Source organism: Rhizobium sp. SL86 (genome assembly GCF_026672545.1).
Taxonomy (GTDB): Bacteria; Pseudomonadota; Alphaproteobacteria; order Rhizobiales; family Rhizobiaceae; genus Neorhizobium.
In genome coordinates this window covers 150,027-176,045 of record NZ_JAPPRJ010000009.1, presented here as the reverse complement: position 1 = coordinate 176,045, position 26,019 = coordinate 150,027, and the positions used below count along the sequence as shown (strand labels likewise).

General features: G+C 60.4%; 28 protein-coding genes and 2 tRNA genes. 19 read left to right on the top strand and 11 right to left on the bottom strand.

Annotation, left to right across the window (positions count from 1 at the left end):
• Nucleotides 1–8: 8 nt before the first annotated feature.
• On the bottom strand, nt 9–1,226 hold the full coding sequence (locus tag OU993_RS24085) for a deoxyguanosinetriphosphate triphosphohydrolase (protein ID WP_268161460.1): 1,218 nt from the start codon (nt 1,224–1,226) through the stop codon (nt 9–11).
• A gap of 148 nt (nt 1,227–1,374) precedes the next feature.
• Here OU993_RS24085 and erpA point away from each other — a divergent pair, with 148 nt between their 5' ends.
• Nucleotides 1,375–1,707, top strand: coding sequence for an iron-sulfur cluster insertion protein ErpA (erpA, locus tag OU993_RS24080; RefSeq protein ID WP_268161459.1), 333 nt, complete (start codon nt 1,375–1,377; stop codon nt 1,705–1,707).
• 75 nt (nt 1,708–1,782) lie between these two features.
• The gene (xth, locus tag OU993_RS24075; RefSeq protein ID WP_268161458.1) at nt 1,783–2,568 is read left to right on the top strand and encodes an exodeoxyribonuclease III; all 786 of its coding nucleotides are present in this window, start codon (nt 1,783–1,785) and stop codon (nt 2,566–2,568) included.
• Between the two features lie 77 nt (nt 2,569–2,645).
• Here the strand turns inward: xth and exoR are convergent, their stop codons facing one another.
• The 5 genes from exoR to OU993_RS24050 form a co-directional block, all read right to left on the bottom strand.
• Complete coding sequence (exoR, locus tag OU993_RS24070) at nt 2,646–3,413, bottom strand: exopolysaccharide production regulator ExoR (protein WP_326493868.1); 768 nt, start codon at nt 3,411–3,413, stop codon at nt 2,646–2,648.
• Between the two features lie 587 nt (nt 3,414–4,000).
• Nucleotides 4,001–5,233, bottom strand: coding sequence for an OmpP1/FadL family transporter (locus tag OU993_RS24065; RefSeq protein WP_268161457.1), 1,233 nt, complete (start codon nt 5,231–5,233; stop codon nt 4,001–4,003).
• Between the two features lie 356 nt (nt 5,234–5,589).
• Nucleotides 5,590–8,505, bottom strand: coding sequence for a valine--tRNA ligase (locus OU993_RS24060; protein WP_268161456.1), 2,916 nt, complete (start codon nt 8,503–8,505; stop codon nt 5,590–5,592).
• Nucleotides 8,506–8,621: 116 nt separating this feature from the next.
• Nucleotides 8,622–9,599: a PopZ family protein gene (locus OU993_RS24055; protein WP_268161455.1), complete on the bottom strand. Its 978-nt coding sequence runs from the start codon at nt 9,597–9,599 to the stop codon at nt 8,622–8,624.
• Between the two features lie 182 nt (nt 9,600–9,781).
• Nucleotides 9,782–10,435, bottom strand: a complete 654-nt coding sequence (locus OU993_RS24050) for a protein-L-isoaspartate O-methyltransferase family protein (protein ID WP_268161454.1) — start codon at nt 10,433–10,435, stop codon at nt 9,782–9,784.
• Nucleotides 10,436–10,613: 178 nt separating this feature from the next.
• Between OU993_RS24050 and OU993_RS24045 the strand changes: the two genes are divergently transcribed.
• Nucleotides 10,614–10,808, top strand: a complete 195-nt coding sequence (locus OU993_RS24045) for a hypothetical protein (protein WP_268161453.1) — start codon at nt 10,614–10,616, stop codon at nt 10,806–10,808.
• 107 nt (nt 10,809–10,915) lie between these two features.
• Here OU993_RS24045 and OU993_RS24040 read toward each other — a convergent pair whose 3' ends face one another.
• Nucleotides 10,916–11,689, bottom strand: a complete 774-nt coding sequence (locus OU993_RS24040; RefSeq protein ID WP_268161452.1) for a GntR family transcriptional regulator — start codon at nt 11,687–11,689, stop codon at nt 10,916–10,918.
• A gap of 176 nt (nt 11,690–11,865) precedes the next feature.
• Here OU993_RS24040 and dctP point away from each other — a divergent pair, with 176 nt between their 5' ends.
• From dctP to OU993_RS24015, 5 genes are all read left to right on the top strand, one after another.
• Complete coding sequence (dctP, locus tag OU993_RS24035) at nt 11,866–12,873, top strand: TRAP transporter substrate-binding protein DctP (protein ID WP_268161451.1); 1,008 nt, start codon at nt 11,866–11,868, stop codon at nt 12,871–12,873.
• Between the two features lie 76 nt (nt 12,874–12,949).
• Nucleotides 12,950–13,441, top strand: coding sequence for a TRAP transporter small permease (locus tag OU993_RS24030; RefSeq protein WP_268161450.1), 492 nt, complete (start codon nt 12,950–12,952; stop codon nt 13,439–13,441).
• A complete protein-coding gene (locus OU993_RS24025) occupies nt 13,438–14,733 on the top strand; it encodes a TRAP transporter large permease (RefSeq protein WP_268161449.1) in 1,296 nt (431 codons plus the stop codon). Before OU993_RS24030 ends, OU993_RS24025 begins: the two co-directional genes overlap by 4 nt.
• A gap of 21 nt (nt 14,734–14,754) precedes the next feature.
• Nucleotides 14,755–15,714, top strand: a complete 960-nt coding sequence (locus OU993_RS24020) for a dihydrodipicolinate synthase family protein (protein WP_268161448.1) — start codon at nt 14,755–14,757, stop codon at nt 15,712–15,714.
• A 140-nt stretch (nt 15,715–15,854) separates the two neighbouring features.
• Nucleotides 15,855–15,928, top strand: a tRNA-Cys gene (locus tag OU993_RS24015).
• Nucleotides 15,929–16,473: 545 nt separating this feature from the next.
• Here OU993_RS24015 and OU993_RS24010 read toward each other — a convergent pair.
• A complete protein-coding gene (locus OU993_RS24010; protein ID WP_268161447.1) occupies nt 16,474–17,001 on the bottom strand; it encodes a hypothetical protein in 528 nt (175 codons plus the stop codon).
• 463 nt (nt 17,002–17,464) lie between these two features.
• Between OU993_RS24010 and OU993_RS24005 the strand changes: the two genes are divergently transcribed.
• Entirely contained in the window at nt 17,465–17,836 is a 372-nt protein-coding gene (locus OU993_RS24005; protein WP_268161446.1) for a hypothetical protein, read from the top strand.
• Nucleotides 17,837–18,430: 594 nt separating this feature from the next.
• Here the strand turns inward: OU993_RS24005 and OU993_RS24000 are convergent.
• A complete protein-coding gene (locus OU993_RS24000) occupies nt 18,431–18,754 on the bottom strand; it encodes a hypothetical protein (protein WP_268161445.1) in 324 nt (107 codons plus the stop codon).
• A gap of 246 nt (nt 18,755–19,000) precedes the next feature.
• On the opposite strand from OU993_RS24000, the gene OU993_RS23995 reads away from it, so the two are divergent.
• Nucleotides 19,001–19,204: a hypothetical protein gene (locus OU993_RS23995; RefSeq protein ID WP_268161444.1), complete on the top strand. Its 204-nt coding sequence runs from the start codon at nt 19,001–19,003 to the stop codon at nt 19,202–19,204.
• Nucleotides 19,205–19,313: 109 nt separating this feature from the next.
• Here OU993_RS23995 and OU993_RS23990 read toward each other — a convergent pair whose 3' ends face one another.
• Nucleotides 19,314–19,553 (bottom strand): hypothetical protein, encoded by a 240-nt coding sequence (locus OU993_RS23990; RefSeq protein WP_268161443.1) that lies wholly within the window; start codon nt 19,551–19,553, stop codon nt 19,314–19,316.
• 215 nt (nt 19,554–19,768) lie between these two features.
• Between OU993_RS23990 and OU993_RS23985 the strand changes: the two genes are divergently transcribed.
• Nucleotides 19,769–19,906 (top strand): hypothetical protein, encoded by a 138-nt coding sequence (locus tag OU993_RS23985; RefSeq protein WP_268161442.1) that lies wholly within the window; start codon nt 19,769–19,771, stop codon nt 19,904–19,906.
• 136 nt (nt 19,907–20,042) lie between these two features.
• Nucleotides 20,043–20,684: an exopolysaccharide biosynthesis protein gene (locus OU993_RS23980; RefSeq protein WP_268161441.1), complete on the top strand. Its 642-nt coding sequence runs from the start codon at nt 20,043–20,045 to the stop codon at nt 20,682–20,684.
• Between the two features lie 33 nt (nt 20,685–20,717).
• Here OU993_RS23980 and OU993_RS23975 read toward each other — a convergent pair whose 3' ends face one another.
• Nucleotides 20,718–20,999 carry a hypothetical protein gene (locus OU993_RS23975; RefSeq protein WP_268161440.1) on the bottom strand — a complete coding sequence of 94 codons (282 nt, stop codon included), beginning with the start codon at nt 20,997–20,999 and terminating at the stop codon, nt 20,718–20,720.
• A gap of 139 nt (nt 21,000–21,138) precedes the next feature.
• Between OU993_RS23975 and OU993_RS23970 the strand changes: the two genes are divergently transcribed.
• The 7 genes from OU993_RS23970 (at nt 21,139) to OU993_RS23940 (ending at nt 26,014) form a co-directional block, all read left to right on the top strand.
• A tRNA-Asn gene (locus tag OU993_RS23970) sits at nt 21,139–21,213 on the top strand.
• 169 nt (nt 21,214–21,382) lie between these two features.
• Nucleotides 21,383–21,556: a hypothetical protein gene (locus OU993_RS23965; protein WP_268161439.1), complete on the top strand. Its 174-nt coding sequence runs from the start codon at nt 21,383–21,385 to the stop codon at nt 21,554–21,556.
• A 130-nt stretch (nt 21,557–21,686) separates the two neighbouring features.
• Nucleotides 21,687–21,992 (top strand): hypothetical protein, encoded by a 306-nt coding sequence (locus OU993_RS23960; protein WP_268161438.1) that lies wholly within the window; start codon nt 21,687–21,689, stop codon nt 21,990–21,992.
• A 212-nt stretch (nt 21,993–22,204) separates the two neighbouring features.
• Entirely contained in the window at nt 22,205–23,242 is a 1,038-nt protein-coding gene (locus tag OU993_RS23955) for a cysteine synthase A (RefSeq protein ID WP_268161437.1), read from the top strand.
• Between the two features lie 13 nt (nt 23,243–23,255).
• A complete protein-coding gene (locus OU993_RS23950; RefSeq protein WP_268162516.1) occupies nt 23,256–23,993 on the top strand; it encodes an alanyl-tRNA editing protein in 738 nt (245 codons plus the stop codon).
• 41 nt (nt 23,994–24,034) lie between these two features.
• On the top strand, nt 24,035–25,456 hold the full coding sequence (sseA, locus tag OU993_RS23945) for a 3-mercaptopyruvate sulfurtransferase (protein WP_268161436.1): 1,422 nt from the start codon (nt 24,035–24,037) through the stop codon (nt 25,454–25,456).
• Between the two features lie 90 nt (nt 25,457–25,546).
• Nucleotides 25,547–26,014, top strand: coding sequence for a DUF1203 domain-containing protein (locus tag OU993_RS23940; RefSeq protein WP_268161435.1), 468 nt, complete (start codon nt 25,547–25,549; stop codon nt 26,012–26,014).
• Nucleotides 26,015–26,019 lie beyond the last annotated feature (5 nt).

Below are 26,019 nucleotides of genomic sequence, written 5' to 3'. Positions count from 1 at the left end.
TGGGGTGCCTAGCCCAAATCCGGGGTATGGTCAAACATCCGGCGATGCGCCTTCAGCGCATAGGTGTCGGTCATGCCGGCCAGATAATCGCCCACATGCCGGGCCTTGGCCGCCTCGCTCAGCCCCGCAATGTGGCTGACCCAGTAATGGCTCTGCATCTGGCTGGGATCTGCCATGTAGGCGTGGAATAGGTCGGTGACGATGCGTGCCGCCCCTGCCCGGATCTCCATGATGTCCGGATGGCGATAGATACGTGAGAACAGAAGCTTCTTGATGGCGCGATCGGTTTCCATCATGTCAGGCGAAAAGGTCGCGATGACGTGATCGGCCTGCCGGACATCGGTCGCGCTCTGGGGTTTTAGCAGCGACAATCGGTCCTGTGCCACGCCAATCACATCCTCCACCATATGGGTGATCTGTCGGCGCATGATTTCGTTGGCAAAACGGGCCGGTTCCAGGTGCGGATATTTTGCCCGCACCTCCTGCATCATGGCCGCGAGGAACGGCACATCCTCCAGCATTTCGAATGTCAGGTAACCGGAGCGCAGACCATCATCGATGTCGTGCGTATTGTAGGCGATGTCATCGGCGATCGCCGCAACCTGCGCCTCAAGGCTGGCAAAACTTGACAGTTCCAGGTCGTTCAGCTCGCAATAATCGAGGATCGGCTGCGGCACGGGTCCGCGCGTTCCGGCGCCGATCTTGTCCACCAGCGGACCGTTGTGTTTGACGAGACCCTCCAGGCTTTCCCAGGTGAGATTGATGCCGTCGAACTCGGCGTAACGCCGCTCGAGCTTGGTGACGATTCGCAGCGACTGCGCATTGTGGTCGAAGCCGCCATAGGGCTGCAGGCACTCGTGCAGGGCATCCTCGCCGGTATGGCCGAAGGGCGTGTGGCCGAAATCATGGACAAGTGCCACGCCTTCGGCGAGATCCTCGTCAAGCTTCAAGGCCCGCGCGAGCGCACGGGCGATCTGCGCCACCTCGATCGTGTGGGTCAGGCGCGTGCGGTAATGATCACCGTCGACGCCGATAAAAACCTGCGTCTTGTGCTTGAGCCTGCGAAAGGCGGTGGTATGGACGATGCGGTCGCGGTCGCGCTGGAATTCGGACCGCGTGAGCGAGGAGCCTTCCGGAACGAGCCGCCCGCGGGTCGCCCAGGGATCGGCGGCGTAGACGGCCCGCTCTCCGGAGCCAAATCCCAGACTGCGTGTATCGATCGTCATCGGAACCCCTGCACTCATGTAGGTCTTGCGCCCGGCACATGCGAAGCACCATTGACGCTTGATTTCACCCTTCATACCTATAGAGCGTGACAGCGCAAAGCCGATCACGGCAATCTCCGGGCCTTGACCCCGGCAGAAGGGCAAGAAAATGAGCGAACAACCCGTTACCCTTTCCGAAGCGGCCGCCAAGCGGATCGCAGAAATCGTCAGCGCCGACGCCTCCAAGCAGGCCCTTCGCGTTTCCGTCGAAGGCGGAGGCTGTTCCGGCTTTTCCTACAAATTTGATCTGGTCGAGGCCCCGCAGGACGACGACCTGGTGATCGCCAAAGGCGATGCCAAGGTTTTGATCGACAGCCTGTCGCTCGTCTACATGACGGGCTCGGAGATCGATTTCGTCGACAACCTGCTCGGTCAGTCGTTCCAGATCAAGAACCCGAATGCGGTGGCGAGCTGCGGCTGCGGCACCAGCTTTTCCATCTGAGGAAAGCGGCATTTGAGGCTTCCCAAGGGCCGCCCATGCGATAAAAAGGGATCCGCATCAAGGAATCCCTTTTTCATGAAGATTGCCACCTGGAACATCAACGGCGTCAAGGCACGCATCGACAATCTCCGCCAGTGTCTGAGCGATTCCGCGCCGGATATCGTGTGCCTCCAGGAGATCAAGTCGGTCGACGAAGGTTTTCCGCGCCTGGAGATCGAGGCGCTCGGGTACCACGTCGAAACGCATGGCCAGAAGGGCTTCAACGGCGTCGCCATCCTGTCGAAAACAAAACCGGACGAGGTGATGCGCGGGCTTCCCGGTGACGAGAACGATGAGCAGTCACGTTATATCGAGGCGGTGTTTTCGGTCCCATCCGGCGTCATCCGGGTCGCATCGATCTATCTGCCGAACGGCAACCCCGCCGACGATCCGGTGAAATATCCCTACAAGCTCGCCTGGATGGAACGGCTTCGCCGGCATGCCGAGGCGCTTCTGCGTCTGGAAGAACCGCTGATTCTGGCGGGCGACTACAATGTCATTCCCGAGCCGCATGATTGTTTCGATCCGCGCGCCTGGGAGACGGACGCGCTGTTTCTGCCACAGACGCGCGCGGCCTTCCGCCGGCTGGAACAGCTCGGCCTGACCGATGCGGTGCGAGCCACGACCGACCAGACAAAACTCTACACATTCTGGGATTATCAGGCCGGCGCCTGGCAGAAGAACAACGGCATCCGCATCGATCACCTGCTGCTCTCACCGGAAGCCGCCGACAGGCTTACCTCCACCAGCATCGAAAAACATGTGCGAGCCTGGGAAAAACCATCGGACCACGTACCGGTGGTCGGCTATTTTTCGTTCTGAGCGAGCAGCCCTCGCCACAGCACGATAACCTGTGGCGGGTTTGCTGACGGCTGGCGATCGCGCCCTCAGTCTTCCGGCTATTCCGTTGCGCCGGCGGCAAACTGCTGGGCAAGCGCCACGGCGCTGCGGCGGTCACCTTCGCTCGACAGCGCAAAGGCGTTTTCCTGCATTTCTTCCATCCAGGGGCAATCCCGCTTGCTGCAACGGTCCAGCGCTGCGGTGAGGAAGGCAAGGCCGCGCACGGTCTGGCCCTCCTGGAAGAGCACGTTGCCAAAGATCGCCATGGCACCCGGATGACCCGCCTTGCGGGCCTGGTTCAGCCATTTCTTTGCCTGCTGCACGTTGGCGCTGCCACCCTCACCCGTCATCATCATACGGGCAAGCTGGAACTGCGCTTCGGCCACACCGAATGTGGAGGCAACCTGGAAATAGATCTGGCGCGCCTGGGTCAGATCGGTCTTCACCGCCGTTCCCGGAATGCCGTGCCGGTAATAATCAGCCAAAGCGAGAAGCGCATTGACGAAAAAGCCGGTGTCTTCCGAACCGGGCTCGACACCCTGACTGGCGATCTCGCTGTAGATCTTGAAGGCTTCCAGATCGTTCTGGGCGACACCATCGCCATCGGCATACATATTGGCCAGCGCCCAGCGCGAACCGGTATGGCCCTTCTCCGCCGCATAACGATAGGCTTCCACGGCATCCTGCTTCTGACCGTTTTTATAGGCCTTGAAGCCGAACTTGAAGAGATCGAAGGGACCCGACTCCTTGCTGACACCGGAATTTATGTCGAAGGAAAAACAGGGCTGCGCCGGCAGCAGTCCGATCATGAGGCCGAATGCGAGCATCCCGGCACCGGGCAAGGATAATTGCGGCATGTTCAGATTTCCTTAACCATGCCGGTGGTTAGAGTACGGGAGAATAAGCGGTCCATTGACGTTCCATCGGCTTCTGTGAGGAAGCCATTGCAATTCCGATGACGGGTCATCTTTTGTACTCCGAACACGCTATTCTCAACCGAACCAGTAAAACGGACCATTTTTGGCCGTGCCGCCAGCCTTGCGGACGATCGCAAGGCAAAACGACTGTAGGCTGCGTTTTCGGCAATACTGCGACCCCTGTCTGCGACACATGAACTGGAAGCCCGTCGAAACGATACGACTGTATCGACCGCGGCCATCCCTGCCATTTCAAAAGAGAATTCGCCCATTTTTACCCGTCACGCGCCCCGCCCCCGCAGGTCCGCACACTTTGCTGCTCTCTTCGCTGCGCCTCGTTTGTGGCGGGAAGTAGACAAAACCTTCGACGGAAACGATAGGCATGAATGTGCAAAAAAACTGTTGCAGATTCGTCACGAAGGTCTGGCCACCGGCAAGTCTAAACAAAGAAGGGCCCGGTCGTTGGAACCGGGCCCTTCAGATATCAACATGGTTGATCAGAACTTGATCTTCAGAGAGGTCGAAATGGCCGCCACGAGATCATCTTCGAAATCATAGCGCGTATCGCTACCGTAGCTGATACCATCGATCGTCACCGGACCAGACGAACCGCTCGTCAGGACACCAAGAGCACCGGCAAGGCGCAGCTCGACGTTCTGGCTCGGCGAATAGGAGACTGCGGCACCAACCGTCCAGGTGTCAGTCAGCGTGCCATATCCCTGGCTCGTGCCGCGATCCCAGGTCAGGCTCAGCGCACCGCTCCACTGATCGTTGAACTTGTGGCCGACACCGCCGCTGATCGTCCAGCCATCGCGATAACCGAGATCGAGGGACGTCACCTGACTGCGGGTCGTGCAGGTGGACACCGTACCAACGACACAGAACGGGATCGTCGAGAGCTGGCTCCAGTCGACCCACTTTACCGAACCGAACACCAGCCAGCCCGGCGCGACGCCGGTCTGCATCTTCAGTTCAAGTGTATCAGGCATCTTCTGGGCGCCGAACACGTTGAGCAGACGACCGTTGACGGTGCGCAGATCCAGCGTTCCCGTGATGTCGTCGAGATCGACTTCGCTGTTGTAGACGAGGCTCGTCCGGAAGGCATATTCCGGGATCTCGTAAGCGAGACCAGCGCGCCAGCCCCAACCGTCACCGGCCAGTTCCAGGCGACCGATCCCGTTGCCGAACGGCGTTGCGCTTGCCGGCACGACAAGACGCTCCTTGAAGCCGCTGACTTCCTGGTAGAAGCCACCGCCGATCAGACGCAACTGACCCTTGCCCAGATCGAACTTGTAAGAGCAGGTGACAGCGTAGTTGTCGCTCTCGACCTTCGTCTCGATATTTTCGTTGGCGCCGCGCCAGTTGGCGCCCGGCTTTGTGTGTGCACCCCATGGCTGAGAATAATCAGCCATACAGTCGACGCTGTCCCCGAAACCAGCCTTCACGCCGACGCGCGGCACCCAATAGCCCTCCGCGTCATCGGCCGTCGTCGTGCCGCCATTGCGCCCGTCGGACCCAAGCCCATCCGTCCGGTCAATGTCCTGAACGTTCTTCAGCTTGCGCTGTGGCGACACGTAGGTCGCGCTTGATTCCACCGCAACGGAAGACGGATCGAACAAGAGATCGATGTTGTAGCCGCCACGCTCAAGGCCGCCCGCCGTGGCCGAGGTGTGAACCGCGCAGACAGCTGCCGTGGCAAGCAGCCCCCGCATAATCGTGTTTCTTACCATAATTCTCCCACTCCCAGGTAAGTGACTGCCACAGCGTAACTGCGCAGAATCAAAAGACAATCTCCGAAACAGATACCGCACCGCAACAACAATTCTATTATTTTACGTAAACTTCTGAACCAACGGCCCGAAAAACCGACTCAGAGGAACGGATTTCCTCATTGTGGCTCACATGAACGATTTCAGGGAAATTTGTTTCAAACCAGAAACAAACGTTGCAATTCCGCAACAATGTGCCGAAACGCGAATTTTTGCCACATTTGCCTGCCTTAGCCCGGCCGGATGCAGACCTTGAATGCAAATGGCCCTGCAGAGGGCGACTCTGCAGGGCCACGAGACGAAAAAATGCTGTCGCTTCAGGTGGCTTCGTCGATTCGTTGCAGTGCTGTCTCCAGGCTCGCCTTCAGCACCAGCAGTTCTGCAAGACGCTCACGCTCGGCGGCCACGACTTCCGGATCGGCATTGGCGACGAACTTCTCGTTGCCAAGCTTCTTTTCCGCACGGTCGATCTCGACCTCGGTCTTTGCACGCGACTTTTCGATACGGGCACGCTCGGCGACCAGATCGATCAGGCTGCCGAGCGGCAGGCAGGCGGTGGCCTCACCGACAACCACCTGGGCCGCGCCACGCGGTGCGGTGTCAGCGAGTTCGATCGTCTCGACACGGGCGAGCCGCTTGATCGCGGCGTCGTGGCGCTGCAGACGGCCTTCGGTCAGGGCCGTGGCGCCCACGACGATCAAAGGAGCCTTGGCGGCAGGCGGAACGTTCATTTCCGAACGCGCCGAGCGCAGGCCGGTGACGAGGTCCACCAGCCAGTTGATCTCGGCAGCTGCCGCGTCATCCGCAAACGTGGCCACCGGCCAGTCCGTATGGCACAGAAGGCTCTCGCGGCTTGCGGTATGCGCCCACAATTCCTCCGTCATGAACGGCATGAACGGATGCAGGAGCTTGTAGGTCTCCTCCAGGACGTAAGCGACACAGGCCTGGGCTTCCGCCTTGGCGGCCTCGTCCTCGCCAGAGAAGATCGGCTTCAAGAGCTCGAGATACCAGTCGCAGACCTGGTTCCAGACAAAACGGTAGAGGCTCGCCGCCGCATCGTTGAAACGCTGGCTCTGGATTGCCGCGGTCACGTCGGCAATGGTCCGGGAGAGTTCCGTGAGGATCCAGCGGTTGACGTTGAGAACCGTCGCTTCCGGCAGGAAATGCGGGTCGCGCTTGACACCGTTCATCTCGGCAAAACGCGTCGCATTCCAGAGCTTGGTGCCGAAATTGCGGTAACCGGCAATGCGGGCCGGATCGAGCTTCACGTCGCGCCCCTGCGCTGCCATGATGGCGAGCGTGAAGCGCAGCGCGTCGGCGCCGTATTCCTCGATCAGGTCGAGCGGATCGATGACGTTGCCCTTCGACTTCGACATCTTCTGGCCGTTCTTGTCGCGGACCAGCGCATGGACATAGACAGTGTTGAAGGGTTCGACGGGGTTGCCGTCCTCGTCCTTCATGAAGTGCAGGCCCATCATCATCATGCGGGCGACCCAGAAGAAGATGATGTCGAAGCCGGTGACGAGCACGTTCGTCGGATAATAGCGCGCAAGCTCCGGCGTCTCATCCGGCCAGCCAAGCGTCGAGAAGGGCCAGAGCGCGGACGAGAACCAGGTGTCGAGCACGTCCTCGTCGCGGGTCAGGATGGCGCCCGGTTCGAAGTTTTCGAGTTTTTCCTGCACCCAGGCCTTCCACGGGCCTTCATGGGCGAGATAGTGCTGGACGGCAGCATCGAGCGCCTCTTCCTCGGTCTTTTCAACAAAGACCTGTCCATCCGGGCCGTACCAGGCCGGGATCTGGTGGCCCCACCACAGCTGACGGGAGATGCACCAGGGCTGGATGTTTTCCATCCATTCGAAATAGGTCTTTTCCCAGTTCTTCGGCACGAAATTCGTGCGGCCCTCGCGCACGGACGCCATGGCCGGCTCGGCCAGCGTCTTGGCATCGACGAACCACTGGTCGGTCAGCATCGGCTCGATGACGACGTTCGAACGGTCGCCGAACGGCTGCATGATTTTCTTGTTCTCGACGTAGGGCACGTCATTGCCTTCGGCATCCTTGACGGTGACGGCAAGGCCTTCGGCATTGATGGCGGCGACGATGCGCTTGCGCGCCTCGTAACGATCAAGACCGCGATACTCTTCCGGAACGAGGTTGATGTCATCGACCTCGGCTTCCGTTGGAAGCTTGCCGGAGCGGGTGATCTCCAGGGCCAGTTCGGCACAGCGGGCATAAGGCTCGCCGTCGGTGCGCAACTGCGCCTGCGTATCCATCAGGCGATAGAGCGGAATGTTGTTGCGCTTGGCAACCTGATAGTCGTTGAAGTCATGCGCACCGGTGATCTTCACCGCGCCCGATCCGAAGGTCGGATCCGGATATTCGTCGGTGATGATCGGGATCAGGCGGCGGTGTTCCTTCGGACCGACCGGAATTTCACAGAGCTTGCCGACGATTGCCGCATACCGTTCGTCCGACGGATGGACGGCGACCGCACCGTCGCCGAGCATCGTCTCGGGACGCGTCGTGGCGATCGAGATGTAGTTACGCTCTTCCTGCAGAACGATATTGCCGTCGGCGTCCTTCTCCACATAGGTGTAGGTCTCGCCGCCGGCCAGCGGGTACTTGAAATGCCACATATGGCCGTCGACTTCGCGGTTCTCGACCTCGATGTCGGAAATCGCCGTCTCGAAATGCGGGTCCCAGTTGACCAGGCGCTTGCCGCGGTAGATCAGGCCCTGCTTGTAGAGGGTCACGAAAACTTCCAGAACGGCCTTGGACAGGCCCTCGTCCATGGTGAAGCGCTCACGCGACCAGTCGCAGGAAGCACCCAGCCGCTTCAGCTGGTTGAAGATCAAGCCGCCGGATTCGGCCTTCCATTCCCAGACCTTCTCAATGAAGGCTTCGCGGCCCAGTTCGCGGCGGCCCGGCTGCTGGGCTTCCATCAGCTTGCGCTCGACGACCATCTGAGTGGCGATGCCGGCATGGTCCATGCCCGGCTGCCACAGCACATCCTTGCCGCGCATACGCTCGAAGCGGATCATGATGTCCTGCAACGTGTTGTTCAGCGCGTGGCCCATGTGCAGCGAACCGGTCACGTTCGGCGGCGGGATCACGATGGTGAAGGTTTCGGCGCCGGGCTTGGCGTTCGCGCCGGCGCGGAAGGCATCGGCCTCATCCCATGCGGCTGCTATCTTGGGTTCGACGGCGGCGGAATCGTAGGTTTTTTCGAGCATTTTCCGACCAGAATTTCGAGTTCGCTTTGCTTGGCTGTAAATAGGACTGACCAAGACGAGTCAATAAAAAAGGCCGCTCCGGAAAGCGGCCCTTCGGGAGTGGCAACGCGATGCGTTCAGCGGCGCGGGCCGCGCGCCACCCGTTCGATTTCCTCCCGCACCATCCGCTCCACGAGCGTCGGAAGGTTGTCATCGAGCCATTCGCGCAGCATCGGCTTCAGCATTTCCCGGGCCATGTCCTCCACCGACTGGCGCTCGATGCCGTTGAAGACATCGGCGAGCTGCTTGAAGGAACGCGCCACCTGTTCACCGGCTTCCTGCGAGATCAGCGATGCCGCTTCCTCGATCTTCACCGGAAGGGTCATCGGCTCTTCCGCGGTTTCGGCCACATGCAGGATCGGCAGCGTTTCGGACATTCCTGTTTCCGACATTCTTGTTTCCGGCACTCTCGGTTCGGGCGCCCGCATCTCGGACAGATGCATCTGGGCGCTCTCGGCACCGGACATTCGCTGCGCCTCGCCAGCCGACAGGACAGGTTCGGCGCGACGGTTGTCGGACGGCGTGTCGGCACGCATGTTGTGCAATTCGCGCAGAACCGGCGAAAGCTCCGATGCGCGTGGCTGCACCGGCGCATCAACGGCAACAACGCGCTGGCGCGGTGCGGCAGCCGACGGCATCTGCGGGACTGCAGGGTTCGGACCGGACGACGGCGCTGCGGGGCGTTGCGCCACCGGCTCCGGAACGCGGCCGGCCGCTGCCCGGACGCGTGCTGCGACATCGGCAAGCGACAGGGTCTTTTCCTCAGGTTCGGGCGTTTCAACCCGCTGCACCTGCGCCGGTTCGTGGGTCGGGCGAAGGCTGGGTGCTTCAGACGTCATGGGAGAACCCGGATCATTGGCGGGAACCTGCGAGAGGAAGGGATTGTCGACCTCGTCGGTCAGTTCAAACGCGTCTTCTTCATCCTCGAACTCGACCTCGCTGGAAGCAGATGCCCCCATGCTCTCGGTGATCGGGTCATTGCTCTCGATGATCCTGCGGATGGAAGCGAGAATCTCTTCCATGGACGGTTCACGCGCGACACTTGGCTGAGCCATATTCATCCCCGATCTGCCTTGGAGCCGCCGCAGTCTGTTTGATCCCGGACGGCCGAATCGGGAATCAGTGTAAGCGATGCATGGGGCACACCACAATTGCATGCGCCAAGATGGTTCGCCGGATGCACAGCTTTGTCGGAGGCCGGATACGAGAAGGGCGGCTCAGCGGCCGCCCTCCTGCATCAGAATACAAATTCCGCAGCCTTGCGGAAGCCCGGCAATGGCCGGACGCTGGTGTTGAAATAGACACTTTCCGACACCACACCGTGCTCTTTCAGGTACATCCGCGCCGTGGAAGCGTTGCCGTAACCGACCACCGTCACCAGGCGGCCACCATCACGAAGCTGTCCGAAGAGAGCGTCCGGAACCTCTTCGACGGCACCGTTGATGAAGATCACGTCATAGGGCGCCTCAGCGGCATGTCCCTGTTCCAGATCGCCGGTCACGACGACGGCATTGTCGCAGCCGAGGCTTGCGAGCGTCGCGGTCGCCTTGGCGGCGAGGTCCGCATCGCTTTCCACTGCGACAACCGCACTTGCCACCTGCGACAGGAGTGCCGTCGCATAACCGGTGGAACAGCCAACTTCGAGGACGAGATCATTCTTGGTGATCGCGGCCAGCTGCAGCAGCTTTGCCAGCGGCGACGCCTCCATGATGTAGCGTCCGGGCGAAACCTGGATGTCGTTGTCGATATAGGCCAGGCTCTTCATGTTTTCCGGCACGAATGCTTCGCGCGGCACCGTCAGGAAAGCGCGCAGCACGGAATGGGAGGTGACATCGGTGGTGCGCACCTGATTGTCCACCATCTTGATGCGTGCTGCTTCGTAATCGATCATTGTTGTTCGCCCCGTCAAAGCGTCTGTCTGGCGTCCGTATTACTGGTGCCGGTCCAAGCTTTCAAGACCGCAGCGTCAGTCCGGCGCCGGAATCGTTCGCGACCGGGTCCGCAGATCCGGAACAAAGCCCGGACCTTGCGAGTTGGCTATCGAACCCAAGCAACGAAGGGAGGCTTCGATGCCGACGACAATTCCCGGCGATAACCCCGTCGATACACCGCGCGGACCAACCCCGGCCCCCGGCGTTCCGGACCGTGTTCAGGAAAAACCGCCACTGACACCGGCGCAGGATCCGGCCGACACCAAGAACCCGAACGATCCGCCGCTCAACCCGGCTCTTCTGCCGATCGGCGATCCCGCGGGCGCGGCCTGAGGCCGGCCCTTGTGCCTGAATTGATCTGGCACCTCAATTGATCTGGACCGCCCGGCGCCAACGCTCCGGGCGGTCGATTCGGTGGCGGTTGCGATCGCAGACCTCGTCTAGCGTGTTGCGTCGAGACTGCCGCCCAAAGCCAGCGTCTGCGAATTCGTCACATGTGTCCTCAGCCCCTCGACAGCCTCTTCCAGCCGTCCGTCGCGCATCGCCGTCAGGAAGACCAGATGTTCGCGGATGACACGTTCGGCATTCGACGGCGTCACCTTGATGTGGCGCTGCACGGCCATGCGGGTCTTGATCGCCGTCACCCGGTAGACATTTTCAATCAGCCTGTTGCCCAGCGCCGCAACGATTGCATCGTGCAGCGCCCAGTCCAGCCTCTGGAATGCAATGGCGACCTGCGGATCCGCACTGACGGAGAGTTTTTGCTGAGCCTCCTCGTGCTCGTGGATCCAGCGCTCGACCTGTTGTTTCGGGATGGAGCGGACCGCAATGGGGCAGGCCGTCATCTCGATCATCAGCCGCATCTGGTAGGCTTCGCGGACGAAAGACACATCGAGGCTCGGCACGATGAGGCCGCGCTTCGGCAGCGTCTGCAATAGGCCTTCGGCTTCGAGGCGCGGAATGGCCTCGCGGATTGCCCCCAGCGTGAGGCCGGTTCTTTCCACCAGTTCACGCTGCGACACCACCTGCCCCGGAATCAGATCCCCCTCATTGAGGTAGGCCTCGATCTTCTCATAGGCTGCCTGGCGCAGCGGTACAGCCGGCGCCTCACGCCCGAACCCGCGCACGGGCTCCACGGGCACGATACCAGCGGCCGTCACGGCGGCTCGGTCAGCGGTCGGATCGTCAGGCCGGGCGGTCTGGTCGTTGGACATGGTCACCTCATTCACTGACATACTACTAACATGTTACCCACTTGTCACGGCAGGAAATCTCGTTATCCTCCACCCCGGGATGACGTTGCGGGAGGAAATGCGCGTCCGTCCTCAGACATTTCGAAAGCGGCGGGTCAAGCCTTGACCACGCCGGTCAACACTCTTGGGAGGAAGTCATGACCACACAACTGACCCGCCGGACGATGCTGTCGCTCGCCGCGGCCGCAGCGACGCTGCCACTCGCCGGACGCGGCAATGCTGCCGACAAGGTAACGCTCAGGCTTTCAACGCCGGCCTCCGATACGGACCAGCGCGCCGTGGCGCTGATGCAGAAGTTCGGGCCCGCGGTTTCGTCCTTCGCGACCTTCGAGCCGCACTGGAACGCAACATTGTTCAAGCAGGGGTCCGAACTGGAGGCAATTGCCCGCGGCAACCTGGAAATGTCGATCACCTCGGCCCAGGAACTTGCCGTCTTCATGCCGGAGTTTTCGATCTTTTCGGCAGGTTACGTGCACCAGAGCGCGGCGCATCAGGTCAAGGTCTTCAAGGATCCACTGATGGATCCGTTCAAGAAGAAGGTCGAGGACGAGCTCGGCGTCAAGCTGCTCAGCGTCATGTATCTCGGCCGCCGGCAGCTCAACCTGCGCAAGCCGAAATCCGAACTGACCGTGATGAAGCCGGAAGATCTGAAGGGTGTGACGCTGCGCATGCCCGGCACCGATGCCTGGCAGTTCCTCGGCAAGGCACTCGGCGCCAACCCGGTGCCGATGGCCTTCACCGAAATCTATACCGGCCTGCAGACCGGTGCCATCGATGCGCAGGACAATCCTTTGCCGACCGTGGTCGACGCGAAGTTCTACGAAGTAACGAAGCAGATCTGCATGACCTCGCATCTGGTGGATCTGAACTATCTCGCCATCTCCAAAAAGGTCTTCGACAAGCTCGGCAGTGAACAACAAGCGGCCCTGCAGAAGGCCGCCGACGAGACGGCCGAATTCGGCCGGCAGAACCAGCTGAAGAAGGAAGAGGAGCTGGTCGCCTTCCTGAAAGGCAAGGGGCTCGATGTCTACGAACCCGATCTTTCGGCCTTCCGCTCGCATGTGCAGAAGGCCTTCCTCGGCAGTGATCTCGCCGCCGCCTGGCCGAAGGGTCTGATCGACAAGATCAACGCATTGGGCGCCTGACGCGCCGCCCTCGACTGCCTCCTCCCGCGCGCCGTCTGTATGCCGGCGCGCGGGGCCTCAGGACCGGAGATCTTTGATGAATGCCTTTTCCCACTGGCTGCGCAAAGGGGCGGAAGCGATCGGCGCCCTGCTGATGCTGGCTCTGTTTGCCACGTTTCTGCTGCAGATCTTTTCCCGTTACGCGATGAACGCGCCGTTCGGCTGGACGCTCGAACTCTGCCTCCTTCTCTGGGTCTGGATCGTGTTTTTCGGCGCCGCCTTCATCGTGCGGCGCACCGACCACATCACCTTCGATCTTCTCTACCTGGCCGCGCCGAAAGGCCCGCGGCGGGTGATGGCGATCATCTCCTCGCTGTCGATTGCCGCCCTGCTCATCTGGTCCTTCCTGCCGACATGGGACTGGATCGACTTTCTGCGCATCAAACGCAGCGCCACCCTGCGCATTCCCATGCGTGATATCTTTTCCGTCTACATGATCTTCCTCGTCGCGGTGATTGCCGCCTGCCTCTGGCGGACGGTCACGCTGCTGCGTCGGGGCCTCGACGAGGACGAAGGAGCGGACGCATGAGCCTTGCCCTCTCCTTGTGCCTCCTGTCGATCCTGTTTTTGGCGGCAATCGGCGCTCCCATCGCCTATGCCATCATTGCCGGCTCTCTGATCTATCTCGGCGTCAAGGGCCAGGATCTGGCTCTCGCCGGCGAGCAGATGGTCTCCGGCATGTATGACAGTTTCGTGCTGTTGGCCGTGCCGCTGTTCATCGTCGCCGCCAACATCATGAATGCCGGCACCGTATCCGAACGGCTGCTGAAGTTCTGTGTGGCCACCGTCGGCCGCTTCCGCGGCGGGCTCGGCCACGTCAACATCGTTTCGTCGCTCATCTTTTCCGGCATGTCAGGTTCGGCTGTCGCCGATGCCGCCGGCGTCGGACGCATCGTCATCGACATGATGATCAAGAGCGGCCACTATTCGCGCGGTTATGCGGCAGCCCTCACCGCGGCTTCCGCGACGATTGGTCCGATCATTCCGCCGTCGATCCCGATGGTGCTGTACGCACTCGTCTCGAACACCTCGATCGGTTTCCTGTTTCTCGGCGGAATCGTTCCCGGACTGGTGATGGGCGTGGTGCTGATGGTGATGAACGCCCTTTATGCACGCCGCCGCGGCCTGCCGCCGGAAAGCGACATTCCACTGCGAGAGATTCCGCGGGTAACCGTCCAGGCCTTTCCCGTGCTGCTGATGCCGGCGATCCTGCTTTACGGCATCTACGGCGGTGTCGCGACGCCGACGGAGGCGGCCGCCATCGCCGCCGCCTATGCCCTGTTCCTCTCGACCGTTGTCTATCGGTCGCTATCGCTGAAGGCCTTCTACCAGATTCTGGTCGAGAGCGCGCGCCCCTCTGCAGCCGTCGGCCTGGTGATTGCAGGCGCCCTGGTGCTCAATTATATCGTCGCCTCGGAAAATATCGGCGTGCAGATCGCGCAATCGCTAACCGGTCTCAATGTCTCGCCGCTGACCTTCCTTTTCGGCATCAACATCCTGCTTCTGCTGCTCGGCTGCGTGCTGGATGCGACGACGATCATTCTGGTGATTCTGCCGCTTTTCCTACCGGCCTGCCGCGAACTCGGCATCGATCTCATCCATTTCGGCGTCGTCGCCGTCGTCAACACCATGCTCGGCCTCATCACACCGCCCTACGGCATCCTGCTGTTCGTCATCAATGCCACTGCGCGCATTCCGCTCGGCGAGATCATCCGCGAAATCTGGGGCTTCCTCGCCGCCCTGGTCTTCGCGCTGGTGCTGATGATTGTCTTTCCCGAAATCGTCCTCTGGCTGCCGCGCCTGTTCGGTTACGCCGGCTGACCCATGTTTATGGAGACCCGTATGACACCTCCCTCTTCCGCTCCGATCACGGGCATCATCCCTGTCATGATCACGCCGTTCCAGGAGGACGGCACGATCGACTGGGCGGGTTACGAGGCGCTGATCGAATGGTACATCGACAACGGCTCCGAAGCGCTGTTTGCCGTCTGCCAGTCCTCGGAGATGCGCTTCCTCTCGCTTGAGGAGCGGGTGGAGCTCTCCCGCTTCACCGTGCGCCAGGTAGCCGGGCGTATCCCCGTCGTCTCCTCCGGCCATGTCTCCGATCCGATCGAGGACCAGATCGCGGAACTGACCGCCATCGCCGACACCGGCGCGGATGCGGTGATCCTCGTCACCAACAGGCTGGCCACCGATGCCGAGCCGTCCGCCACGGTGCGGGCAACACTCGACAGGCTGCTGTCGGCCCTGCCGCACGACATGCCGCTTGGCCTTTACGAATGCCCGGCCCCCTACCGGCGACTGCTGAGCGACGACGAGATGGATTTCTGCGCCCAGTCCGGCCGATTCGTGCTGATCAAGGACGTCTCCTGCGACCTCGACACCATCAAGCGCCGCGCGGCGCTGGTTGCCGGGTCGCCGCTCAAGATCTGCAATGCACATGCCGCCATCGCCTATCCGGCCATGCAGGTGACCGAGGCCGGTTTCTGCGGCGTCATGAACAACTTTCATCCGGATCTCTATCGCTGGCTTCAGGACCACGGCGCCGAGCATCCCGAGCTTGCCGCGGAGCTTTCCACCTTCCTAGTCCTTTCGGCGCAGACCGAACCGATGGGCTACCCCAAGCTCGCAAAAATCTTCCATCGCCGGCTCGGCACATTTTCCGGCACGAGCAGCCGCGCCATCCCCTTCGACATCCACGAGCGTTACTGGGGCACGGAAGCGGTGCTGGACCATATCACACAGGGCACCGACCTGTTCCGCCGCAAGATCGCGGCACTGACCAAGACGATGGCGGCTTAAGCGCTGGAGAGGAGGAGGGCCGTCACCGCCCTCTTCCTCTCCACATGAAAAAAGAGTGACGGCGCGGAGGAAGGGGCTTGCACAGTTTCGAGATCCATTCTAAATGCGCCGTCACCACACGCACTTACAAAATCTCGGTTGGCCTCGTGGCGGAGTGGTGACGCAGAGGACTGCAAATCCTTGTACCCCGGTTCAATTCCGGGCGAGGCCTCCAACCGACCCAAATCAGACAGATAACCGCTTCAAGTGGCTACACAATTTCAAAGGTGTGGCAGTTTGGACTTGAACCGTTCCGCCACACTTCTCTGAGGTGTGGCAAAGTGTTCCTGTTTGGTCACAAAGGCGGCAACCATTTCCAGAAACACGATCGACGGCGATCGGCTCAAAACCGCAGGGGATGAAATGCGGAATTTGGACAGCAACCGATTCGCAGAGTGACAGCGACGGCAAAGGGGCCGGTAGCGGTGATTAGCCTTGTAGTTGCCAGCGGTCACTATGGGGCTGGGAGGGGACTGTCCGAAGTCGAGCGTAGAAAGGCGATAGCGGACATTAGAGGTTGGAGTGCCAGCGTCTCAGTTCGGCCCGAAGCGGACGTTGCCGAGCGAATCTGAATGGGCAGCTTTGCTTCCAAGTCAGCCGTTCAGCTCCTTTGGCGACCTCCTCAAAAGCAGACCGTAATCGGGCAATTTTTGGGGCTCCCAGACGTGGCTCGGGCCGGCACCGACTTTGGGTCAGTTGTTGGCAGATGAGCTGCGGCGCTCACTTCTTCGGGAAAAGTTTGGCCAGCGCCGCCTCATGGTCCTGATCAATTCTCAGGCCGATGGACCGCCGGACTTCGGCGGCGAGTGCCAGTGCCCGTTCGCCGCTGGCGCGCGCTCCAGATGCCACCTGAAACGGGTTGTTTTCAAAGTGCCGGGCGTAGTTCGCATACCTGTCCTCGGCCTCGATCTCATTCAGGAACGTAAGCACCTTGTAGGCCAATCCGACCTTCATGCACCGCCAGTCCGCATCTGCGGGAAACTGTGGCGGACGCGGCAGAGCCAATGACGAAACTTCCTGGTACCGATCGTATTCACTGCTCACGTCGCCCGAGAGCGACGAGCATTGTGCCGCGTAGTTCTCGAGTGCGGCGGCGACACGGCTTGCAAGATAGGAACGCTCCTGCCTTGTCTTGAGCCACGACGAAAATGCACTGCCGATCCACCCCATAGCCGTCGTGAAGATTGCCGACACTAAACCGGTGGCAATGATGGTGCCGACAATTTCCTTCGTTGTCCAATCTTCCATGACGCTCCCCCGTTGCTGGTCTCTTCCTAGACGGGCGCGTCGAAATCAGGAAGCGTCATGACACGCAGTTCTTCGGGAATATCGAAGACGTAGGCGACGGAAAGGTAAATGTGGTCCAATATAAGGACCGATTCGGCTTGCACTTCGGCAAAGAGGTTTTGAGAATTTGTCAAAAAAGAAGGGGCATTGGGGCGATTGTAGCTTTTGCGGCAGATACAAATTGACGACGCGGGAGCACATATTTCCTCGCGGTATTTATCCGCTATCGAGTGCGACCAGTAAGGTTCAAAGGATCACGATACCAGACTGCACGGCATGCAACAGTGGGACTTCCGATGATGACGCGCACTTTCGCAATGTTATGTCCGTTGCAGGTGACGCGACAGATGCGGTCCAAGAACTCTGGGAAGGACCTATTCGAAGAGGATTCGCTCAAATCGACGGCCGTCGTAGGGCGCTCGATATGTTTGCGATTATGCGGCCGGCGCCGGACGCGGGACCTGAGCGCTATCGAATATTTCCCGCAGAAGACGAGCGGATTTTGCGGAGTGTCCGCAAAATAGTACGGGGATTGTCGAGATATCACAATTTGTCGCCTGTTGTTGCCGATGGCCAGGTCTTCGCTGATGTTCAACGGGAGGAAATTCCTGAACAAACGCTGGCAGGATTTGAAATCGGCACTACTGATTCAGATATTTGCGCCTATGCTTTCCTTTCATTGGGTGGTGTCGATGGGATGCTTTCCGCGTGGGTACTCCAGTTCTTCGGGCGCACAAACTTCTTAGCAATGATCTGCGCCGATGAACAAACACGCATTACAAAGTTCGGCAAATAAAAGGTGAAACGCATCGGTCAAACGGATCGGTCTCGATGGCCATAAACCTCAGAATGAGTCGCAAGCTATCAGTCCGGTATCGGCCCCATTCCAGCCTCTAACGTCGAAGCAGTCCATGTCTCCTATTGGCGCACAGGTGAAGTGAAGTCGTCATAGAGGCATGTCTGCTTTCGAGCACCACAGGAGATTGCCTCTACGACCGACATGAAGGCACAAAAGCTGTCGCTCGCCAGCGTACCTGCTCAGCAGCCGATCGTGGCGCCTATGCGAGATACTGCTGCCGACCGGGCAGGTATTTAGTCCCAGAATGCCCAACTGGCAGTGTAGGAATTTGGCCTGCGCGGCATTGGTGGAACTTCGACCGCACGAAGCTTCGCTCCCTCTTCCATCGCGCATGCGTCAAAAGCCTCAACAGCGGTGGGCAGATTGGGTGGGTCCTCCCCAAGCCTACTCACACAAGCAGCGAACGCTCGTTGCCCCACCATGGAAGCAGCAAATGGCAGGCCGACCGCCAGAATAAGACCCATTCCAACCAAAAATAGAAACAATCTCATTTTTTATTTTCCCTCAGAGAAATAATCTCGAACAGCCTCTTCATTTCTCCAGCGGTTCCAATCGATCCCAATGAGCATGGAGCACATGAAGTTGTTGCCGGCCCGTCACGCCGGCATATAGATCAGACAGTGTGGAGGCTAATTTGGCTTCCAGCGATCCTCCCCGTCCGTCCCGATGGAAGACAATCCCTTTGTGAACACTTGGCTTGACCTCGATCGCAATCAAGTCCTGGCCAAGCAGGCCGATCGTGTCCATCCGGTCGCCAGTCGCTTCTTCATCGGACGTCAACTCACGATAGGACCAGTGCGCGGCCATCCACCCTACCGCTGCCATCTGAACGGATTTCTCTCTGTAAACATACATGACGGTGTTCCCGAGGTTCGACAGAGTTCGTCCCGCGCCAGACTAGGACGTGAATTTTTACGACTCCCTTAATCAGAAGTGGAAAGCAGACCGGACTGCGGTGGTTAGACAGTTCACCCCAATCGGTGACGACGAAGCCATATTGACTCGCCCCATCAAGAGAACATAATAGGAACGTCGTCCCGTGAGGGGTGTGAATTCGTATATCATCTTCCAGCAACGTGCACACCGCGCGACGGAGACCCGATGTCCGCACAGCAGGCCTATCCCGAACAATCTTACGTCAACGAGGTCGAAGCAGCGCTGGCCTACCATGACGGCAATGCTGAGGCGACGATCGCCACATTGTTGGAAGACCTCCGATTTCTGCGCCAACAGCTAGCATTGGCAGAAGGTGCGATGAGTACCGGCATGACGCGAGGATGGCGACCGAGCTACGAGCGAGACTGATGCCAGCCGGCTATTATGCAGGGCGCTCGCACCCCTAGCGGAGACGCCGCGCAGAGAGTTGCAAAGACTGTTCTAACGCAGTCCCGTCGCACCCATACTACCAGCCGACCTATACCACCAGCAGAGCGACGTCTTGCACCGCGGCTCCGGTGAGCAGGGTCAGCATCAACAGGCGCTTCTCCTGGATGGATCGAAGAAAACGTCGAGCGGACAGGTAGAGGCGCAGCGTTGCGGAAAACTCCGGAGCTTTGCTCTTTTTCCAGTCCAGCATCGTCTGCAGAGCATCATCCTGCTGCTGCGTGTCAGCCTTCAGACCTTGTTTTAAATTCAGTTTGTAAACAATCTTCATGAGACACAACACATAGAACTGGATTTTACGAGGCCAGATTTTCGCATAAACTCACCAGGTTGCGGAATAATTCCGAAGATATACTTAATCGTGCACGGACCAGTGCGCGCTCTGTCGCACTGTCCGACAGGCGCCTTGGAGATGCACATGTTTTCGATGGGTAATCCCGCCTGAACGTGATATGATCGTCCCGTTGGCCGTCGGGAGCGGCCACAATGGCCAGAGCAGACCGGTTGGAGGAGACCGCCATGCACTACCTGAGCATTCTGACAGACCTCAATCCATACGTCTTTGCCATTCTTGCCGCCGTGCTTGCCTGCGGGGCGTTCGACTGGTGGATCAAGACGCACTGAGAACAAAGGTTACACGGCAGACAGGATAGCGCACGCCGCGTGCGGAGCCGTTCTGCTGCCTTCAACCTTGGCTCAATCGCTGCTAATGCTGCACCACAACCATCGTGGCGATGCCACCTGAAGGCGGAGAGGCAGATTGCAGCAGGCTTACGAGTTTAAAGACACATCGAAACCCTTGAGTGAAACACTGAGGGGCCTGATCGATGGCATTGAGGGCGAAACCGTCACGCTGCGGGAACTGATGGATGCAGTGGGCGAACAGGGGCTGCTGCTGATCTGCGCGCTGGCCTCTCTGCCCTTCCTGATCCCGGTCTCGATTCCCGGCGTCAGCACGGTTTTCGGCGCCGCCATCATTCTGGTCGGCATCGCGATTTTCCTCAACCGCCTGCCATGGCTGCCGAAAAAGATCCTGGACCGCAGGCTGGAGACGGCCAAGCTCGTTCCGGCGCTCGAAAAGGGCGTCGGCATCGTCTCGCGCATCGACCGACTGCTGAAGCCACGGATGAGCGGACTGACGGCATCCGGCACGATGAACCGGGTCAATGCGCTCGGCATCACGGCGGGCGGCGTGTTGCTGATGTTTCCGCTCGGGCTCGTGCCCTTCTCGAACACGCTTCCCGCGGTCGCCATCCTGCTTCTTGCCACCGGCATGATCCAGCGCGACGGCCTCGTGGTTCTCGCGGGCTACCTGTTCCTGGTGATCACCGTGATCTATTTCGCGGTTCTCGCCATCTTGGCGGTCAGTGCCGGTCAGGGCCTGGCATCGATCTTCGGCTGAGGTCTTCGGCTGACCGAACCTCGGACGTGAAAACTACCCTCGCCGGCCCTGCCGCCGGCGAGCCCACCACAGCGTCACGCGCCGCCGTCCTCTGCGCACGAAACCAAGGTCCTGCGACAAGACCAGCAGGCCGACCGGCACCATCCAGAAGCCGAGCACCGGCAGGAAACCGAGCACCCCTCCTCCGACCAGTCCGGCACCGATGACGATACGCCCGGCTTTCGAGCGTGGCAGAGGCGTCTCGACGATTCCGAGATTGAGGCGTCCGGTTGCGGGATCAACACCGAACCTGCGTTTTTTTGCCTTCTGTTCCAATTGGTTTTCCCATCAAAACTCCTGCTGCAGATGGGAAGGGAGTGTGGATAAGACAAGCACGCGAAATTTTTTTGAAAAAACCGCTTGGCAAATCGAACGGTCCTGAGTATTACCCCGCTCACGCCGCGGCGAGCGGTGTTCCCTGGTAGCTCAGCGGTAGAGCATTCGACTGTTAATCGACAGGTCGCCGGTTCGAATCCGGCCCGGGGAGCCAAATTCCTCAGCGTTTATGCTGACATAAATCGAGCCGGTTCGTTTTTCGAACCGGCTCTTTTGTTTTTCCGTTCTCCCTCAATCGTCCTTCATCACCCATCGCTGATGTTCGCATTGACATCTCGGTTGTTTTTGATTAGAACATAACAAGAACAAACACGGAGGTGCTCATGACCAGTGCAGAACAGACCGTGCAGAATGCCCTGAAAGCGGTGGCTGTGGCGCGCGCCTTGCGGGAACGCGAGGCAGCGGAGCGACGCAAGACGTTCCAGCGGATCGAGATTGCGAGCCGCAAGCCGCTTTACGTGCCGAAGGGCGTGCAATTGACGCTGAACCTCAGCTGAGGCGGCAAGATTTTCTCCGGCGGCTCCATGTTTTTTTGCGGAACAAGTGCCGCGGATAGCTGTTTGTTAAGCGGGTACACAAGAACAGCCCACTCCCAAGCAGACAATCCAGATAACATGGAGGAAACACATGATTTCGAAACTTCTGCTGGCATCAGCCCTTTCTCTTGGCCTCGCCACCGGCGCTGTCGCACAGACCTCCAGCGGTGGCTCTTCCGGCCAGAGCGGAACGTCGTCCGGCACCACGGGTTCCGGCACCGCCGGCTCCGGCACTGATTCCGGCACGACTGGCTCGGTCAGCGGCGGCACCTCGGCTTCGGGCGGCACATCGTCCGGCACGTCGCAGACGATCAGCGGCGATTGCAGCAATGTCACGCCGAACCAGAACCAGCGCGACATCAACGAGTCGGCTTCGGCTCCGAAGCTCTGCGACTGATCGTCAGACGCTATCCGCATCTGACATAGGCACATTTGACAAGGGTCGGCTGGAAAGCCGGCCCTTCTGCCGTCCGGGCAGGCAAACGATCTCCCACCAAGTTGCAGCACGTTTTTGCCGGGGATGAGCATCTGACGGAACGGAATTCCTTGCCCGCGACGCGACAACGTAGGAAAAGCGCACAAGCACGTTTTGCAAGATAGGGCAGCTTCATGACCATTCATTCCTCCGTCCTGGATACGATCGGCAATACGCCCCTCATCCGTCTGAAGGGGCCGTCCGACCTCACCGGCTGCGAGATCCTGGGCAAAGCGGAATTCCTCAACCCCGGCCAGTCGGTGAAGGATCGCGCGGCGCTCTTCATCATCCGCGATGCGGAACGCAAGGGTCTGCTGCGGCCGGGCGGCGTCATCGTCGAGGGCACGGCGGGCAATACGGGGATCGGGCTGACGCTGGTCGCCAAGGCGCTGGGTTATCGCACCGTGATCGTCATTCCGGAAACCCAGAGCCAGGAAAAGAAGGACGCGCTGAAGCTGCTCGGCGCCGAACTGGTCGAGGTGCCGGCTGTTCCCTACAAGAACCCGAACAACTACGTGAAGCTCTCCGGGCGGCTCGCGGAGGAACTGGCCAAGAGCGAACCGAACGGCGCCATCTGGGCCAACCAGTTCGACAATGTCGCCAATCGTCAGGCGCATATCGATACGACGGCAGAAGAGATCTGGCGGGATACGGACGGCAAGGTGGACGGTTTCATCTGCGCCGTCGGTTCCGGCGGCACGCTAGCCGGCACAGGCATCGGTCTCAAGGCGAAAAACGCCGCGATCAAGATCGGTCTCGCCGATCCGGACGGCGCCGCCCTTTATGAATATTACGCGCATGGCGAACTGAAATCGGAAGGCTCTTCCATCACCGAAGGCATCGGCCAGGGCCGCATCACCGCCAATCTCGACGGTTTCACGCCTGATTTCGCCTATCGTATTTCCGATGCCGAAGCCCTGCCGCTGGTCTTTGACCTCGTCGAGCGCGAAGGTCTGTGCCTCGGCGGCTCCTCCGGCATCAACATTGCCGGCGCCATCCGGCTGGCCAGGGATCTCGGTCCAGGCCACACGATCGTGACCATTCTGTGCGATTACGGCAACCGCTACCAGTCCAAGCTCTTCAATCCGGACTTCCTTACGTCCAAGGGCTTGCCGGTGCCGGCCTGGCTGATAGAAAAGCGGGACATCACCGTTCCCTTCCAGACTGTCTGACGCAAAGCGAGTTCTGATGACCAAGGCCCTCTACCGCGACGATTTTTATCTCTCGACGGCGGAGGGCGTGGTGACCGCCATCCATGAAGATGGTGCAATCGAACTCGACCAGACCTGTTTTTATGCCACCTCCGGCGGCCAGCCGGGGGATACGGGCTTTTTCGAGCGGGCCGACGGCACACGCATCCTGCTCGGCCAGACCCGCCACGGGGCGACGAAAGAGGTCATCCTTCACATCCCCCTGGACGACCAGCCGACGCCCGTGCTGGGCGAAAAACTGGTGCTACATGTGGACTGGGCGCGACGTTACCGGCTGATGCGCATGCACACCGCCTGCCACCTGCTTTCCGTCGTCTGCCCTTATCCGATCACCGGTGCTGCCGTCGGCGAGGAGGAATCGCGTGTCGATTTCGACATGGGCGAGACGATCGATCGTCAAGACGTGACCGACAGACTGATGCAGCTCGTTGCGGAAAACCATCCGGTTTTCGTCAAATGGATCACCGATGAGGAGCTGATTGCCAATCCGGACATTGTCAAATCGAAGAATGTCCGCCCGCCGGTCGGGCTCGGGCGCGTCAGCCTCGTCTGCATCGGCGAAGACTTGAGCGTTGACAGCCAGCCATGCGGCGGCACACATGTTTCCGAAACCCAGGAGGTCGGCGCGATTCACATCGCCAAGATCGAAAAGAAGGGCAAGGAGAACCGTCGCTTCCGCATCCGGTTCGGCACAGGCGCCGAGGACGCATGAACGGCACGGTCCCTCTCCTGCCGACACATGGAGAGGACAGCATGAGCACCGGCAAAAGCCGTTTCGTCGTATCGGGCGATTGGGTCGAACAGCAGCTGGGCAAACCCGGCTTTCGTGTGGTGGATGCCTCCTGGTATCTGCCGGCCCAGAAGCGCAACGGCGCCCTCGACTATGCCGCAGGGCACATTCCGGGCGCGGTATTTTTCGATCAGGATGCGATCGCCGATCATTCCACCGGTCTTCCGCACTCCCTGCCCTCACCGGAATTTTTTGCGGACGAGATGGGAAAGCTCGGGATCAGCGAACACGACGTGATCGTCGTTTATGATGGCCCCGGTTTCTTTTCCGCGCCGCGTGTCTGGTGGATGCTGCGCGCCATGGGCGCCGAGAAGGTCTATGTGCTGGATGGCGGCCTCGATGGCTGGAAAAAAGACGGACGGCCGCTGGAAACCGAGCTTCCGGAACCGGAACCTGCCGTCTTCACCCCGAAATTCCGCGGCCGCCGGGTCACCACGCTGAACGAGATGCGCGCCATCGTCGACAGCGGTTCGGCCCAGGTGGTGGATGCGCGCGGTGCGGGCCGCTTCACCGGCGAGGAGCCCGAGCCGCGCGAGGGCATGCGCTCCGGCCATATGCCGGGCGCCCGCAGCCTGCCGGCCGCCAGCCTGTCGGAGGGCGGCCACCTGAAGGACCTCGACAGCCTGAAGGCGCTGATGGACGAAGCGGGCGTCGACCTGTCGCAGCCGGTCGTGACCAGCTGTGGTTCCGGCGTCACGGCGGCGGTTGTTACCCTGGCGCTCGAATCGCTCGGGCACACCAACAATTCGCTCTATGACGGTTCCTGGTCCGAATGGGGCGGCCGCGCCGATACGCCCGTGGTCACGGGCCCGGCCGAAAAGCTCGAACAGCCGGAACACGGACCAGTCAAGGCATATGTGACGCGGCTGGAAATGACGTCTCCGCCCCGCCAGAGCCTGCCGATGCCGGTCAACCTGCACACGGCGATCATCGTGGCAAAGGATATTCCGCTGCATTATTACCGCTATCTCTACCGTCAGGTGGGCAAGCGCTGGCACTGGTACAACCGTCTGCGGCTGTCGGACGAAGAGTTGCAGACGATCCTGCGCGACGAGCGCGTGTCGGTGACCGTTCTGTATGTCAACGGCGCGCCGGCCGGCTTCTTTGAACTCAACCGGCTGAACGATACCGTTGTCGAACTCTCCTATTTCGGGCTGTTCGAACATGCGCTGGGGCTCGGCATCGGCAAATGGTTCCTGCTGCAGGCACTCTATTCCGCCTGGCAGATGAACCCGAAGAAGGTGACGGTAACGACGAACACGCTCGACCATCCCCGTGCACTGCCGCTTTACCAGATGATGGGTTTTGCGCCGGTCGGCACCAGCGAAGCCTGGGTCGAGCCGATGTCGGATGCCGAACTGCTGGCGCTTGCCAAACGCGACTGAGCACGGCCTCAGCCCCGCAGGAATCGGGTGGCGGATATTTCGCCACCCGGCCATGGTCTCTTCTGCCAACCGAAGCCGAGGAGAGATGTGATGCCCGCCCTTCAGTTCACCGCCATGCCGGAACACGATGCCAGCGCCTTTCGCACCGGCCAGCCGGACGCCTATGGCAGCACACCCGAACGCATGATTTCGCCGGGCGGCATGCCGTGCCGCCATTGTCTTGGAATGATCGAGGCGGGCGAGGAGATGCTGCTTGTCGCCTACCGCCCCTTCCCGGCCCTGCAGCCCTATGCCGAGACCGTACCAGTCTTCCTGCACGCGCAGCCATGCGAACGTTATGCCGCAAGCGAGGTTCTGCCGCCGATGCTGGAAAGCCCGGATTACATCCTGCGCGGTTATGGAGAGGACGACCGGATCGTCTACGGCACCGGCGCCGTGACGCCGACGGAACGGATCACCGACCGGGCGGCACAACTCCTCGCCCGCGCCGATATCGCCTATCTGCATGTGCGTTCGGCCCGCAACAACTGTTATCAGTGCCGCATCGACCGGAGCTGAGACAG

Excerpts from the sequence above, each read along its gene's own strand:
- OU993_RS24085 (WP_268161460.1), bottom strand. The coding sequence starts at position 1,226 with ATGACGATCGATACACGCAGTCTGGGATTTGGCTCCGGAGAGCGGGCC.
- erpA (WP_268161459.1), top strand. The coding sequence starts at position 1,375 with ATGAGCGAACAACCCGTTACCCTTTCCGAAGCGGCCGCCAAGCGGATC.
- xth (WP_268161458.1), top strand. The coding sequence starts at position 1,783 with ATGAAGATTGCCACCTGGAACATCAACGGCGTCAAGGCACGCATCGAC.
- exoR (WP_326493868.1), bottom strand. The coding sequence starts at position 3,413 with ATGCTCGCATTCGGCCTCATGATCGGACTGCTGCCGGCGCAGCCCTGT.
- OU993_RS24065 (WP_268161457.1), bottom strand. The coding sequence starts at position 5,233 with ATGGTAAGAAACACGATTATGCGGGGGCTGCTTGCCACGGCAGCTGTC.
- OU993_RS24060 (WP_268161456.1), bottom strand. The coding sequence starts at position 8,505 with ATGCTCGAAAAAACCTACGATTCCGCCGCCGTCGAACCCAAGATAGCA.
- OU993_RS24055 (WP_268161455.1), bottom strand. The coding sequence starts at position 9,599 with ATGGCTCAGCCAAGTGTCGCGCGTGAACCGTCCATGGAAGAGATTCTC.
- OU993_RS24050 (WP_268161454.1), bottom strand. The coding sequence starts at position 10,435 with ATGATCGATTACGAAGCAGCACGCATCAAGATGGTGGACAATCAGGTG.
- OU993_RS24045 (WP_268161453.1), top strand. The coding sequence starts at position 10,614 with ATGCCGACGACAATTCCCGGCGATAACCCCGTCGATACACCGCGCGGA.
- OU993_RS24040 (WP_268161452.1), bottom strand. The coding sequence starts at position 11,689 with ATGTCCAACGACCAGACCGCCCGGCCTGACGATCCGACCGCTGACCGA.
- dctP (WP_268161451.1), top strand. The coding sequence starts at position 11,866 with ATGACCACACAACTGACCCGCCGGACGATGCTGTCGCTCGCCGCGGCC.
- OU993_RS24030 (WP_268161450.1), top strand. The coding sequence starts at position 12,950 with ATGAATGCCTTTTCCCACTGGCTGCGCAAAGGGGCGGAAGCGATCGGC.
- OU993_RS24025 (WP_268161449.1), top strand. The coding sequence starts at position 13,438 with ATGAGCCTTGCCCTCTCCTTGTGCCTCCTGTCGATCCTGTTTTTGGCG.
- OU993_RS24020 (WP_268161448.1), top strand. The coding sequence starts at position 14,755 with ATGACACCTCCCTCTTCCGCTCCGATCACGGGCATCATCCCTGTCATG.
- OU993_RS24010 (WP_268161447.1), bottom strand. The coding sequence starts at position 17,001 with ATGGAAGATTGGACAACGAAGGAAATTGTCGGCACCATCATTGCCACC.
- OU993_RS24005 (WP_268161446.1), top strand. The coding sequence starts at position 17,465 with ATGTTTGCGATTATGCGGCCGGCGCCGGACGCGGGACCTGAGCGCTAT.
- OU993_RS24000 (WP_268161445.1), bottom strand. The coding sequence starts at position 18,754 with ATGTATGTTTACAGAGAGAAATCCGTTCAGATGGCAGCGGTAGGGTGG.
- OU993_RS23995 (WP_268161444.1), top strand. The coding sequence starts at position 19,001 with ATGTCCGCACAGCAGGCCTATCCCGAACAATCTTACGTCAACGAGGTC.
- OU993_RS23990 (WP_268161443.1), bottom strand. The coding sequence starts at position 19,553 with ATGAAGATTGTTTACAAACTGAATTTAAAACAAGGTCTGAAGGCTGAC.
- OU993_RS23985 (WP_268161442.1), top strand. The coding sequence starts at position 19,769 with ATGGCCAGAGCAGACCGGTTGGAGGAGACCGCCATGCACTACCTGAGC.
- OU993_RS23965 (WP_268161439.1), top strand. The coding sequence starts at position 21,383 with ATGACCAGTGCAGAACAGACCGTGCAGAATGCCCTGAAAGCGGTGGCT.
- OU993_RS23960 (WP_268161438.1), top strand. The coding sequence starts at position 21,687 with ATGATTTCGAAACTTCTGCTGGCATCAGCCCTTTCTCTTGGCCTCGCC.
- OU993_RS23955 (WP_268161437.1), top strand. The coding sequence starts at position 22,205 with ATGACCATTCATTCCTCCGTCCTGGATACGATCGGCAATACGCCCCTC.
- sseA (WP_268161436.1), top strand. The coding sequence starts at position 24,035 with ATGAGCACCGGCAAAAGCCGTTTCGTCGTATCGGGCGATTGGGTCGAA.
- OU993_RS23940 (WP_268161435.1), top strand. The coding sequence starts at position 25,547 with ATGCCCGCCCTTCAGTTCACCGCCATGCCGGAACACGATGCCAGCGCC.